Origin of the sequence: Rahnella sp. AN3-3W3 (genome assembly GCF_003263545.1) — a bacterium.
GTDB lineage: Bacteria > Pseudomonadota > Gammaproteobacteria > Enterobacterales > Enterobacteriaceae > Rahnella > Rahnella variigena.
In genome coordinates this window covers 106,662-118,813 of the sequence record NZ_JYDG01000002.1, presented here as the reverse complement: position 1 = coordinate 118,813, position 12,152 = coordinate 106,662, and the positions used below count along the sequence as shown (strand labels likewise).

General features: G+C 50.1%; 10 protein-coding genes and 2 tRNA genes. 11 read left to right on the top strand and 1 reads right to left on the bottom strand.

Annotated elements, in window-relative coordinates; translation table 11 throughout:
- The first annotated feature begins 226 nt into the window (after window positions 1-226).
- The gene (gene greA, locus UC15_RS01505) at window positions 227-703 is read left to right on the top strand and encodes a transcription elongation factor GreA (RefSeq protein WP_112286797.1); all 477 of its coding nucleotides are present in this window, start codon (window positions 227-229) and stop codon (window positions 701-703) included.
- Between the two features lie 180 nt (window positions 704-883).
- On the opposite strand, the gene yhbY is transcribed toward greA, so the two are convergent.
- Window positions 884-1,180 (bottom strand): ribosome assembly RNA-binding protein YhbY, encoded by a 297-nt coding sequence (gene yhbY, locus UC15_RS01500; RefSeq protein ID WP_095923662.1) that lies wholly within the window; start codon window positions 1,178-1,180, stop codon window positions 884-886.
- A 182-nt stretch (window positions 1,181-1,362) separates the two neighbouring features.
- Between yhbY and rlmE the strand changes: the two genes are divergently transcribed.
- From rlmE to infB, 10 genes are all read left to right on the top strand, one after another.
- Window positions 1,363-1,992 (top strand): 23S rRNA (uridine(2552)-2'-O)-methyltransferase RlmE, encoded by a 630-nt coding sequence (gene rlmE, locus UC15_RS01495; RefSeq protein ID WP_112286796.1) that lies wholly within the window; start codon window positions 1,363-1,365, stop codon window positions 1,990-1,992.
- A gap of 56 nt (window positions 1,993-2,048) precedes the next feature.
- The gene (ftsH, locus tag UC15_RS01490) at window positions 2,049-3,992 is read left to right on the top strand and encodes an ATP-dependent zinc metalloprotease FtsH (protein WP_112286795.1); all 1,944 of its coding nucleotides are present in this window, start codon (window positions 2,049-2,051) and stop codon (window positions 3,990-3,992) included.
- 124 nt (window positions 3,993-4,116) lie between these two features.
- Window positions 4,117-4,956, top strand: a complete 840-nt coding sequence (folP, locus tag UC15_RS01485) for a dihydropteroate synthase (protein WP_112286794.1) — start codon at window positions 4,117-4,119, stop codon at window positions 4,954-4,956.
- 2 nt (window positions 4,957-4,958) lie between these two features.
- A complete protein-coding gene (gene glmM, locus UC15_RS01480; protein ID WP_112286793.1) occupies window positions 4,959-6,299 on the top strand; it encodes a phosphoglucosamine mutase in 1,341 nt (446 codons plus the stop codon).
- A 235-nt stretch (window positions 6,300-6,534) separates the two neighbouring features.
- Window positions 6,535-6,870, top strand: a complete 336-nt coding sequence (secG, locus tag UC15_RS01475; protein WP_112286792.1) for a preprotein translocase subunit SecG — start codon at window positions 6,535-6,537, stop codon at window positions 6,868-6,870.
- An 86-nt stretch (window positions 6,871-6,956) separates the two neighbouring features.
- Window positions 6,957-7,043: transfer RNA gene (locus UC15_RS01470), tRNA-Leu, on the top strand.
- Between the two features lie 59 nt (window positions 7,044-7,102).
- Window positions 7,103-7,179: transfer RNA gene (locus UC15_RS01465), tRNA-Met, on the top strand.
- Window positions 7,180-7,408: 229 nt separating this feature from the next.
- Window positions 7,409-7,861, top strand: coding sequence for a ribosome maturation factor RimP (gene rimP, locus UC15_RS01460; RefSeq protein WP_157960951.1), 453 nt, complete (start codon window positions 7,409-7,411; stop codon window positions 7,859-7,861).
- Window positions 7,862-7,884: 23 nt separating this feature from the next.
- A complete protein-coding gene (nusA, locus tag UC15_RS01455) occupies window positions 7,885-9,393 on the top strand; it encodes a transcription termination factor NusA (RefSeq protein ID WP_112286790.1) in 1,509 nt (502 codons plus the stop codon).
- Between the two features lie 24 nt (window positions 9,394-9,417).
- Window positions 9,418-12,111: a translation initiation factor IF-2 gene (gene infB, locus UC15_RS01450; RefSeq protein ID WP_112286789.1), complete on the top strand. Its 2,694-nt coding sequence runs from the start codon at window positions 9,418-9,420 to the stop codon at window positions 12,109-12,111.
- Window positions 12,112-12,152 lie beyond the last annotated feature (41 nt).

The following is a 12,152-nucleotide window of genomic DNA, read 5'->3' as shown; positions in this document are numbered from 1 at the left end:
GCTACGAACCAAGGCGCAACGTGGCTGAAAGTAAACGATGATCCTCAAGGAACTCTACGTTAAAATACGAATCAAAATGCAAAATGAATCCTGGCCTGGTGGCAACTCCGGGTGAGGTTTTTTTTGTTTTTCGCCAGAGAGTCGGTCAGAAGCGCTGGCTTAATTTCTTACCTGATTCAATCAGGACGGTGTTTACCGAAAGGACCAAGTTAGAGGTAATAAATATATGAAACCGATTCCGATGACATTGCGTGGCGCAGAAAGATTACGTGAAGAACTGGACCATCTGAAAGGTGTCCGTCGCCCGAAAATCATTGCTGATATCGCGACCGCACGTGAACACGGCGATTTGAAAGAGAATGCTGAATACCATGCTGCGCGTGAGCAGCAAGGTTTTTGTGAAGGCCGTATCCAGGAAATCGAAGCCAAGCTGTCGAATGCTCAGGTTATCGATGTGACCAAAATGCCTGCTACTGGCCGCGTGATTTTTGGCGCCACAGTGACCGTGCTGAATCTGGATACTGAGGAAGAGCAAAAATACCGCATTGTCGGCGATGACGAAGCTGATTTTAAACAGAATCTCATTTCTGTTAACTCACCGATTGCACGTGGTTTAATCGGCAAAGAACAGGATGATGTCGTTGTTATCAAAACACCTGGCGGTGATGTTGAGTTTGAAGTATTGAAGGTCGAATACCTCTAAAATCTGCATTAAAAAGGGCGAAACGTAATGTTTCGCCCTGTAATTCTCACATTCATGCAGTGAATTGCTTCACAGTAAATTGAAAACTAAAGTAAAAAGGCCCGCTGAGACCTTCCCCTGAACGTGATTTCGTGGCACCTTTCCGAAAATCTACAGCGCTTTTCGTTAAACCTTAATGGATTAACGCGGTAAGATAATTTTGCGGTCTTCGGTGGAAGGGCGATAAAGTACCAGCATATTGCCGATGACTTGCACATTACACGCCTTGGTTTCACGCACAATCGCGTCTACGATCAAGGTCTTCGTCTCACGTTCTTCTGCCGCGACTTTTACCTTGATCAGTTCGTGATGCTGCAGTGCCTGTTCGATTTCGGCTAACACACCTTCTGTCAGGCCGTTGTTGCCCAGCATAACAACCGGTTTCAGTGGATGTGCCAGACCTTTCAGGTACTGTTTTTGTTTATTGTTAAGATTCATCGTCTTTTTTGCTTAAGTTGGGATTGAAAACGGGTCATTCTACCGCCATCTCATGTATATGACCAACCCGGACTGCTTCGGGAGGCCAATTATACTGACTTAGCCATAGACGCCATGATGCTAACGGCTTGTTCCAAAGGCTCTAACTCAGGGTGGTTGGAAAACTATATGGTTACTAAATAATGTCTAATAAAAAGCGTTCTGCAAGTTCCAGTCGCTGGTTGCAGGAACACTTTAGCGATAAATATGTGCTACAAGCACAGAAAAAAGGGCTGCGCTCCCGTGCCTGGTTTAAACTTGATGAAATACAGCAAAGCGATAAGCTGTTTAAACAAGGTATGACGGTGGTTGATTTAGGTGCAGCGCCTGGCGGTTGGTCACAGTATGTGGCTTCGCAGATCGGTAACAAAGGGCGAATTATTGCTCTTGATCTTTTACCTATGGATCCTATTGTTGGAGTCGACTTCCTTCAGGGGGATTTTCGTGATGAATTAGTTCTCAAAGCGCTGCTCGAACGCGTGGGAGAAAGCAAAGTTCAGGTGGTCATGTCTGACATGGCGCCTAATATGAGCGGTACTCCGGCAGTCGATATTCCAAAATCGATGTATCTGGTTGAATTAGCATTGGATATGTGTCGGGATGTATTAGCACCAGGCGGAAGTTTCCTGGTGAAGGTGTTTCAGGGAGATGGCTTTGATGAATACCTGCGGGAAATTCGCTCCCTGTTTACGAAGGTGAAGATTCGTAAGCCAGACGCTTCCCGAGCACGTTCGCGAGAAGTGTACATCGTAGCGACAGGGCGGAAACTGTAGTTCCCTAACGCTGTTTGTTAACACAGTTGTAATATGAGGTTAATCCCTTGAGTGACATGGCGAAGAACCTGATCCTCTGGTTAGTCATCGCAGTTGTATTGATGTCTGTATTTCAGAGTTTTGGTCCCAGCGAATCTAATGGCAGTAAGGTAGATTACACTACCTTTACAACCGAAGTGGCCCAAGACCAGGTCCGTGAAGTACGTATCAATGGACGTGCGATTGACGTTATCAAAAAAGACAGCAGCAAATACACAACCTATATTCCGGTTAATGATCCTAAATTACTGGATACGCTGCTGAGCAAAAACGTGAAAGTTGTTGGTGAACCGCCTGAACAGCAGAGTTTCCTGGCGACTATCTTCATTTCATGGTTCCCGATGCTGCTTCTGATTGGCGTCTGGATATTCTTTATGCGACAGATGCAGGGTGGCGGTGGCAAAGGCGCAATGTCCTTTGGTAAAAGCAAAGCCCGCATGCTGACGGAAGACCAAATCAAAACGACGTTTGCTGACGTTGCAGGTTGTGACGAAGCGAAGGAAGAGGTGAGCGAGCTGGTAGATTACCTGCGCGAGCCAAGCCGTTTCCAGAAACTGGGCGGTAAGATTCCTAAAGGCGTTCTGATGGTTGGTCCTCCGGGTACCGGTAAAACCTTGCTGGCGAAAGCCATTGCCGGCGAAGCCAAAGTGCCATTCTTTACGATTTCCGGTTCTGACTTCGTAGAAATGTTCGTGGGTGTCGGTGCATCTCGTGTGCGTGACATGTTCGAACAGGCGAAGAAAGCCGCTCCATGTATCATCTTTATCGATGAGATCGACGCCGTTGGCCGTCAGCGTGGTGCAGGTTTAGGTGGCGGTCACGATGAACGTGAACAGACACTGAACCAGATGTTGGTTGAGATGGATGGCTTCGAAGGTAACGAAGGTATCATCGTAATTGCAGCAACTAACCGTCCTGACGTTCTTGACCCGGCATTACTGCGTCCGGGCCGTTTCGACCGTCAGGTTGTTGTAGGCTTGCCAGACGTACGTGGCCGTGAACAGATCCTGAAAGTTCACATGCGTCGCGTTCCGCTGGCAACTGACGTTGATGCGTCTGTGATTGCCCGTGGTACCCCTGGTTTCTCCGGTGCGGACCTGGCTAACCTGGTGAACGAAGCTGCATTGTTCTCTGCACGTGGTAACAAACGTGTGGTGTCGATGGTTGAGTTTGAAAAAGCCAAAGACAAAATCATGATGGGTGCTGAGCGTCGTTCCATGGTGATGACTGAATCGCAGAAAGAGTCCACTGCCTATCATGAAGCAGGCCACGCCATCATTGGTCGTCTGGTTCCTGAACATGACCCGGTGCATAAAGTGACCATTATTCCTCGTGGCCGTGCATTAGGTGTGACCTTCTTCCTGCCTGAAGGCGATGCGATCAGCGCAAGCCGTCAGAAACTGGAAAGCCAGATTTCTACCTTGTACGGTGGTCGTCTTGCTGAAGAGATCATTTACGGCGTGGAAAAAGTGTCTACCGGTGCGTCGAACGACATTAAGGTTGCCACCTCTATTGCCCGTAACATGGTTACGCAGTGGGGCTTCTCAGAGAAATTAGGTCCGTTACTGTATGCGGAAGAAGAAGGCGAAGTCTTCCTCGGTCGTTCAGTTGCGAAAGCTAAACATATGTCTGATGAAACTGCCCGTATCATCGATCAGGAAGTGAAATCTCTGGTTGAGCGTAACTACATTCGTGCGCGTACGTTGCTGATGGAAAACATGGATATCCTTCATTCAATGAAAGATGCCCTGATGAAATACGAAACCATCGATGCGCCGCAAATTGATGACCTGATGAACCGTACGGAAGTTCGCCCGCCTGCTGGCTGGGATGATGCTAACGGTAAAAACGGCAACAATAATTCTAACGACGGCGGTGCTCCAAAAGCGCCAACGCCAGTTGACGAACCTCGCACGCCAAATCCTGGCAACACGATGTTTGAGCAATTCAGCGGCAAATAAGCAGCTGGTTGGAAAATAACGCAGATAACACTCAACCCCGGGCTTGCCCGGGGTTTTTTATGCGTGCATTCTTTGTGTCGGAATTTGAAACTGCCTCAACGAATGACCAGAAGGGACATGATTTATGCACCTCACAGCCAGAGACTCGATACTGGATCTCACTTTTCCCCAGGTGATGGGGATCCTGAATGTTACCCCAGATTCCTTTTCTGATGGCGGACGACACAACACGCTTGATCTTGCGCTTCGCCACGCTCAGGCGATGGTCGATGCCGGCGCGACAATCCTTGATATCGGGGGAGAATCAACGCGTCCGGGCGCTGCTGAAGTCAGCGAAGAGGAAGAACTGGCCCGTGTGGTGCCGGTCGTAGAAGCCATCGCGCGACGTTTTGATGTCTGGATCTCGGTGGATACTTCGAAGGCTTCTGTTATCCGTGAAGCGTCAAATGCCGGTATGCATCTGATTAACGATATTCGCTCGCTTCAGGAGCCAGGGGCATTGCAGGCTGCGGCAGAAACGGGTTTGCCCGTTTGTCTGATGCACATGCAAGGTGACCCGAAAACGATGCAACATGCCCCGCATTACGACAACGTCGTTGCGCAGGTAGACCAGTATTTTGTCGAGCAAATTGCACGTTGTGTGAATGCCGGCATTCCGAAAAGCAAATTGTTGCTCGACCCGGGCTTCGGTTTCGGTAAAAATTTAGAGCATAACTATCAGTTACTCGCCAGACTGGCTGAGTTCCATCACTTCGGGTTACCACTTTTGGTGGGGATGTCGAGGAAATCTATGGTAGGGCAGCTACTGCATGTGTCACCGGAGAAACGCGTGACGGGCAGCGTTGCTTGCGCTGTGATTGCTGCCATGCAGGGAGCTCAGATAGTTCGCGTACATGATGTTAAAGAAACCGTCGAAGCGATGCGTATCGTGGAAGCGACACTTTCTGCAAGGGATAAAAATTAATTATGAGCAACCGTAAATACTTTGGTACTGATGGCATACGTGGAAAAGTAGGCGACAGCCCGATCACCCCTGATTTCGTTCTCAAACTGGGCTGGGCTGCAGGCAAAGTATTAGCGCGTCATGGTTCGGGTAAAGTGATTATCGGCAAAGATACCCGTATTTCCGGCTATATGCTGGAATCTGCACTTGAAGCCGGTCTGGCTGCTGCGGGGCTTTCGGCTTCCTTTACCGGCCCGATGCCAACACCTGCAGTTGCGTATCTGACCCGTACATTCCGTGCTGAAGCCGGGATTGTGATTTCTGCATCGCATAACCCGTTCTACGATAACGGCATAAAATTCTTCACTATTGACGGTACAAAGCTGCCGGACGAAGTGGAAGAAGCCATCGAAGCTGAGCTCGAAAAACCTCTTACTTGCGTGGAATCCGCTGCGTTGGGTAAAGCCAGCCGTATTGTGGATGCTGCCGGCCGCTATATCGAATTCTGCAAAGGGACGTTCCCGAGCGAACTGAGCCTGAACGGACTGAAAATCGTTGTGGATTGTGCCAATGGCGCGACTTACCACATTGCGCCAAGCGTTCTGCGGGAACTGGGCGCTAAAGTGATTACTATCGGCTGCGACCCGGATGGGATGAACATTAACGAAGAGTGCGGTGCGACCGACGTCCGTCAGTTACAGCAACGCGTTCTGGCAGAAAAAGCCCATGTCGGGCTGGCTTTTGACGGCGACGGCGATCGTCTGATTATGGTCGACCATGAAGGTAATAAAGTCGATGGTGACCAGATCCTTTACATCATTGCTCGTGAAGGCTTGCGTCAGGGCCAGCTGAAAGGCGGCGCCGTCGGCACCCTGATGAGTAATATGGGCCTGGAACTGGCATTAAAACAGCTCGGTATTCCATTTACCCGTGCGAAAGTTGGCGACCGTTACGTGCTGGAAAAAATGCAGGAAAAAGGCTGGCGTATTGGTGCTGAGAACTCCGGCCATATCATTCTGCTTGATAAAACCACCACTGGTGACGGCATCGTGGCCGGTTTGCAAGTGCTCACCGCCATGGTTCGCAATCACATGAGCCTGCATGATTTGTGCAGCGGTATGAAATTGCTGCCACAAATCCTGATTAACGTCCGTTTTGCTGGCGAACATGATCCGCTGGAATCCGACGAAGTTAAGCAGGTCACTGCAGATGTTGAAAAACAGTTAGCGGGTCGTGGCCGGGTACTGTTACGTAAATCAGGTACCGAGCCTTTGCTGCGTGTGATGGTAGAAGGCGAAGACGCGGAACTGGTGGAAAAATTGGCTAACCGTATTGCCGATGCGGTAAAAGCAGTCAAAGCGTAACCTGATAAAAAACGGCGAATTTTCGTGATATGCGTGGCTGAACAGCGTCCTGTCAGCCACTTTGCTTCAAATTTGCCGTTTTTTTCCGCAAACGAACATTTTGATGAAGATTGCCCTTGCACGGCAATACGGCTTTGGTTAGTATTCACACCCGCTTCAGTGGGTCCATGAATGACCTGCTAAATGGTGAGAAGCAATTGGCATGCGGTGAACCCGCGAGGATACAGGTACTACTATGTACGACGCTCTTCTGGTGATTTTCCTTATCGTAGCAATCGGGCTTGTTGCTCTGGTTATGCTGCAACAAGGCAAAGGCGCTGATATGGGAGCCTCTTTCGGAGCAGGTGCTTCTGGCACATTGTTCGGTTCGAGTGGTTCCGGTAACTTCATGACCCGTATGACCGGCATTTTGGCAGCACTGTTCTTTATCATTAGTTTGATTCTCGGGAACATGAGCACCAATAAAAGCCAAAAAGGTAGTGAGTGGGAAAACCTGAGTCAGCCAGTGAAAACTGAGCAGACCACTGCACCGGCAGCTCCAGCAGCGCCTAACAGTGACGTTCCTCGCTAAGCAGTAACCTTCTTATCGCAAGAAGTGAAAAGTTTTAAACAGTGGCTTGTACTTGGACAGTATAAGCGATTGTGAAAAAAAAGAGTGCCGAGGTGGTGGAATTGGTAGACACGCTACCTTGAGGTGGTAGTGCCCGAATGGGCTTACGGGTTCAAGTCCCGTCCTCGGTACCAATCTTTGTGATAATTTGCTTTTTAGCGATTATCGGCGTAGTATTTGCCACGTTTTCGGACGCGGGGTGGAGCAGCCTGGTAGCTCGTCGGGCTCATAACCCGAAGGTCGTCGGTTCAAATCCGGCCCCCGCAACCACTTTCCCTAAGTGTTTATTTCAAATAGACTTTCAGTGTCTTCCTGTGATGTTCTGCAGTTCCAATTTGAAAGTTTCTATTTGAAATAACACTTCGCGAAAGTTGTACCGAAGCCGCTATGCGGCGAATAGGGTCCAGTTGCATAAAGCCCCGATTTATCGGGGTTTTTTGTTATTTGGCAACAGAATCACTGGGCTATTTAGCCCTTTTTTTATGTCTTGGGGGTGGGCTTGTCCACATTAGAACAAAAATTAACAGAGCTGATTACAGCACCAGTCGAGGCACTTGGCTTTGAGCTGGTGGGCATCGAGTTCGTTCGGGCTCGCCAATCGACGTTGCGCATCTATATTGATAGTGACGCCGGGATCAATGTTGATGATTGTGCTGATGTCAGCCACCAGGTGAGCGCTGTGCTGGACGTTGAAGATCCAGTCACCGTCGCCTACAACCTGGAAGTTTCCTCTCCAGGCCTTGATCGTCCTATGTTCACCGCTGAACATTATCAACGTTTCCGGGGTGACGAAGTCAGCATTGTTCTGCGTATGGCAGTGCAGAATCGTCGCAAATGGCAGGGCATTATTAAGGCTGTCGAAGGCGAAATGATCACGGTGACAGTGGAAGGGAAAGATGAAGTGTTCGCACTGAGCAACATCCAGAAAGCGAACCTGGTACCCCACTTTTAAAGAGTTTGGAAGAGGCAACTAGGATGAACAAAGAGATTCTGGCTGTTGTAGAAGCAGTTTCTAATGAAAAATCCCTCCCGCGCGAGAAGATTTTTGAAGCGCTGGAAATTGCATTATCAACGGCGACCAAGAAAAAATACGAGCAGGAAATCGAAGTCCGCGTCAGTATTGACCGCAAAACAGGTGACTTCGATACCTTCCGTCGCTGGGTGGCAGTCAACGAAGTGACTCAGCCGACCCGCGAAATCACCCTCGAAGCTGCACAATACGAAGATCCGTCCATCGACCTCGGCGGATATATTGAAGATCAAATCGAGTCGGTCACATTTGACCGCATCACCACGCAAACGGCCAAGCAAGTTATCGTACAGAAGGTACGTGAAGCAGAGCGCGCGATGGTGGTTGATCAATTCCGTGAGCAGCAAGGTGAGATCGTCACCGGCGTGGTTAAGAAAGTTAACCGTGACAGCATCGCTCTGGATTTAGGCAGCAACGCTGAAGCCGTTATTCTGCGTGAAGACATGCTTCCGCGTGAAAACTTCCGCTCCGGCGACCGTATTCGTGGCGTTCTGTATGATGTGCGCCCTGAAGCACGCGGTGCCCAGCTGTTTGTCAGCCGTTCACGTAACGAGATGCTGATTGAGCTGTTCCGCATCGAAGTGCCGGAAATTGGCGAAGAGCTGATTGAGATTAAAGCGGCAGCCCGTGATCCTGGCTCCCGTGCGAAAATTGCAGTAAAAACCAACGACAAACGTATCGACCCGGTCGGTGCTTGTGTCGGCATGCGTGGTGCACGCGTTCAGGCTGTTTCCAGTGAACTGGGCGGTGAACGTATCGATATCATCCTTTGGGATGATAATCCTGCGCAATTCGTTATCAACGCAATGGCACCGGCAGATGTCGCTTCCATCGTGGTTGATGAAGATAAATGCACCATGGATATCGCCGTTGAAGCCAGCAATCTGGCACAGGCGATTGGCCGTAATGGCCAGAACGTGCGTTTGGCCTCCCAATTGTTGAAACAGCATCGTGGTGATGACAAGTGGGAACTGAACGTGATGACAGCAGACGACCTGCAAGCCAAACATCAGGCTGAGGCACACGCTGCGATTGATACCTTCACCAAATACCTGGCCATCGATGAAGATTTCGCCACGGTTCTGGTAGAAGAAGGTTTCTCAACGCTTGAAGAACTGGCTTATGTGCCAGTCAACGAGCTGCTTGAAATTGACGGCCTGGATGAAGACACCGTGGATGCGCTGCGCGAACGTGCAAAAGAAGCGCTGACCACACTGGCTTTAGCTCAGGAAGAAAGTCTCGGTGACAAAAAGCCTGCTGACGATCTGCTTAACCTGGCGGGTCTGGAACGTAGCATGGCATTTAAACTGGCTGCACAAGGGGTTTGTACGCTGGAAGATCTTGCCGAGCAGGGTGTCGACGATCTGGCTGATATTGAAGGTCTTAGTGACGAGCAGGCTGGTGAACTTATCATGGCCGCGCGCAATATCTGCTGGTTTGGCGACAACGCGTAATAAACTGTAGCAGGAAGGAACAGCATGACAGATGTAACTGTAAAAGCGCTGGCGGCAGAGATTCAGACTCCGGTAGATCGCCTGGTACAGCAATTTGCTGATGCAGGGATCTCAAAGTCCGAAACTGACTCTGTGACCCAGCAAGAAAAAGAGACTTTATTGGCGCACCTGAATGGCGGAAATGCCGGTGCGACAAACAAACTGACGTTACAACGCAAAACGCGTAGTACACTGAATATTCCGAGCACCGGCGGGAAGAGTAAATCGGTGCAAATCGAGGTCCGCAAGAAACGCACTTATGTTAAACGTGATATGACCGAGGCAGAAGTTGCCCAGGCCGAAGCGGAAGAGCAGGCGAAGCGTGACGCGGAAGAACAGGCACAGCGTGCAGCAGCGGAGCAAGCCCAGCGCGAAGCTCAGGAAAAAGCCAAACGCGCCGCCGAAGAGCAAGCTAAACGTGAGGCCGCTGATAAAGCTAAGCGTGATGCAGCGGAAAAAGATAAAGTGACCAACCAAAATACCGATGAAGTAACTAAACCAGCTCAGGCAGAGAAAGCACGCCGTGAAGCTGAAGCCGCAGAGCTGAAACGCAAAACGGAAGAAGAAGCCCAGCGTAAGATTGAAGAAAACGCCAAGCGCATCGCAGAAGAAGCCCGTAAAATGGCTGACTCTGGTGTCTGGACTGAAGCTACCGCACCAAGCGAATCAGAATCTGCTGACTACCATGTCACCACTTCTACCCATGCTCGTGCTGCTGAAGACGAAAATGACGCCAAAGTTGAAGGCGAACGTCGTAGCCGTACTCGCGGTGGCAAAGCGACCAAACAGAAAAAAGGCAACAAGCTGTCCGAATCTAAAGCGGATCGCGAAGAAGCCCGTGCTGTTGGCCGTAACGGTAAAGGTAAGCGTAAGCCAAGTACCTTACAGCAGAGCTTTAACAAGCCTGTTGTTGCCGTTAACCGTGATGTTGTAGTGGGTGAAACCATTACTGTTGCTGAGCTGGCAAATAAAATGGCAGTTAAAGGTTCTCAGGTCATCAAAACCATGATGAAACTGGGCGCCATGGCCACCATCAACCAGGTTATTGATCAGGAAACTGCTCAGCTGGTTGCGGAAGAAATGGGCCACAAAGTTATCCTGCGTCGTGAGAATGAGCTGGAAGAAGCGCTGATGAGCGATCGTGATACCGCTTCTTCTGCTGCCGCTGAGCCACGTGCTCCGGTTGTGACCATCATGGGCCACGTTGACCACGGTAAAACCTCATTGCTTGACTACATTCGTTCAACGAAAGTGGCAGCAGGCGAGGCCGGTGGTATTACCCAGCATATCGGTGCTTACCACGTAGAAACCGAAAACGGCATGATCACCTTCCTGGATACTCCGGGACACGCCGCGTTTACTTCAATGCGTGCTCGTGGTGCTCAGGCAACGGATATCGTTGTACTGGTTGTTTCTGCAGATGATGGCGTAATGCCACAAACCATCGAAGCCGTACAGCATGCGAAAGCTGCTGGCGTGCCAATCGTGGTTGCAGTGAACAAAATTGATAAGCCAGACTCTGATCCGGACCGCGTTCGTACCGAACTCTCTCAGTATGGCGTTATGCCAGAAGAGTGGGGCGGTGAATCTCAGTTCATCCATGTGTCTGCGAAAGTGGGTACCGGTATCGACGATTTGCTGCAAGCTATCTTGCTGCAAGCCGAAGTTCTGGAACTGAAAGCAGTTCGCACCGGCATGGCAAGCGGCGTTGTGATCGAGTCCTTCCTGGACAAAGGTCGTGGCCCGGTTGCAACCGTTCTGGTTCAGGAAGGTACTCTGAACAAAGGCGACATCATTCTTTGTGGCTTCGAATACGGCCGTGTCCGTGCGATGCGTGACGAAATGGGTCGTGACATTACGTCTGCGGGTCCTTCTATTCCTGTCGAAGTTCTGGGTCTGTCCAGCGTTCCGGCTGCGGGTGATGAAGTGACTGTTGTTCGTGACGAGAAGAAAGCGCGTGAAGTTGCTCTGTATCGTCAGGGTAAATTCCGCGAAGTGAAACTGGCTCGTCAGCAGAAATCTAAACTGGAAAACATGTTCGCGAACATGACTGAAGGCGAAGTTTCTGAACTGAACATCGTTCTGAAATCTGACGTTCAGGGTTCTTGCGAAGCGATTTCCGATGCGTTGCAGAATCTGTCTACTGACGAAGTTAAAGTTAAAATCGTCGGTATGGGTGTCGGTGGTATCACCGAGACTGACGCAACACTGGCCGCTGCTTCCAACGCGATCATCCTGGGCTTCAACGTCCGTGCAGATGCTTCTGCCCGCCGTGTCGTAGAAAGCGAAAGCCTGGATCTGCGTTACTATTCCGTTATCTATAACCTGATTGACGAAGTTAAACAGGCGATGAGCGGTATGTTGGCGCCAGAATACAAACAGCAAATCATCGGCCTGGCTGAAGTTCGTGACGTGTTCAAGTCACCGAAATTCGGCGCTATTGCAGGTTGTATGGTGACTGAGGGTATGATCAAGCGTAACAACCCAATCCGTGTACTGCGTGAAAACGTAGTGATCTACGAAGGCGAACTGGAATCCCTGCGTCGCTTCAAAGATGACGTTGCTGAAGTTCGTAACGGCATGGAATGTGGTATCGGCGTTAAGAACTACAACGATGTGCGTACTGGCGATGTGATCGAAGTCTTCGAAATCATCGAGATCAAACGTACTATCGCTTAACGTTTGCGAAGTAGCTGATATCCAGATGGGGGGCCTTGCGC

What these genes read in the sequence shown, in the direction of transcription:
- greA (WP_112286797.1), top strand. Translation starts at nt 227, where the DNA reads ATGAAACCGATTCCGATGACATTGCGTGGCGCAGAAAGATTACGTGAA.
- infB (WP_112286789.1), top strand. Translation starts at nt 9,418, where the DNA reads ATGACAGATGTAACTGTAAAAGCGCTGGCGGCAGAGATTCAGACTCCG.
- secG (WP_112286792.1), top strand. Translation starts at nt 6,535, where the DNA reads ATGTACGACGCTCTTCTGGTGATTTTCCTTATCGTAGCAATCGGGCTT.
- nusA (WP_112286790.1), top strand. Translation starts at nt 7,885, where the DNA reads ATGAACAAAGAGATTCTGGCTGTTGTAGAAGCAGTTTCTAATGAAAAA.
- folP (WP_112286794.1), top strand. Translation starts at nt 4,117, where the DNA reads ATGCACCTCACAGCCAGAGACTCGATACTGGATCTCACTTTTCCCCAG.
- ftsH (WP_112286795.1), top strand. Translation starts at nt 2,049, where the DNA reads ATGGCGAAGAACCTGATCCTCTGGTTAGTCATCGCAGTTGTATTGATG.
- yhbY (WP_095923662.1), bottom strand. Translation starts at nt 1,180, where the DNA reads ATGAATCTTAACAATAAACAAAAACAGTACCTGAAAGGTCTGGCACAT.
- rlmE (WP_112286796.1), top strand. Translation starts at nt 1,363, where the DNA reads ATGTCTAATAAAAAGCGTTCTGCAAGTTCCAGTCGCTGGTTGCAGGAA.
- glmM (WP_112286793.1), top strand. Translation starts at nt 4,959, where the DNA reads ATGAGCAACCGTAAATACTTTGGTACTGATGGCATACGTGGAAAAGTA.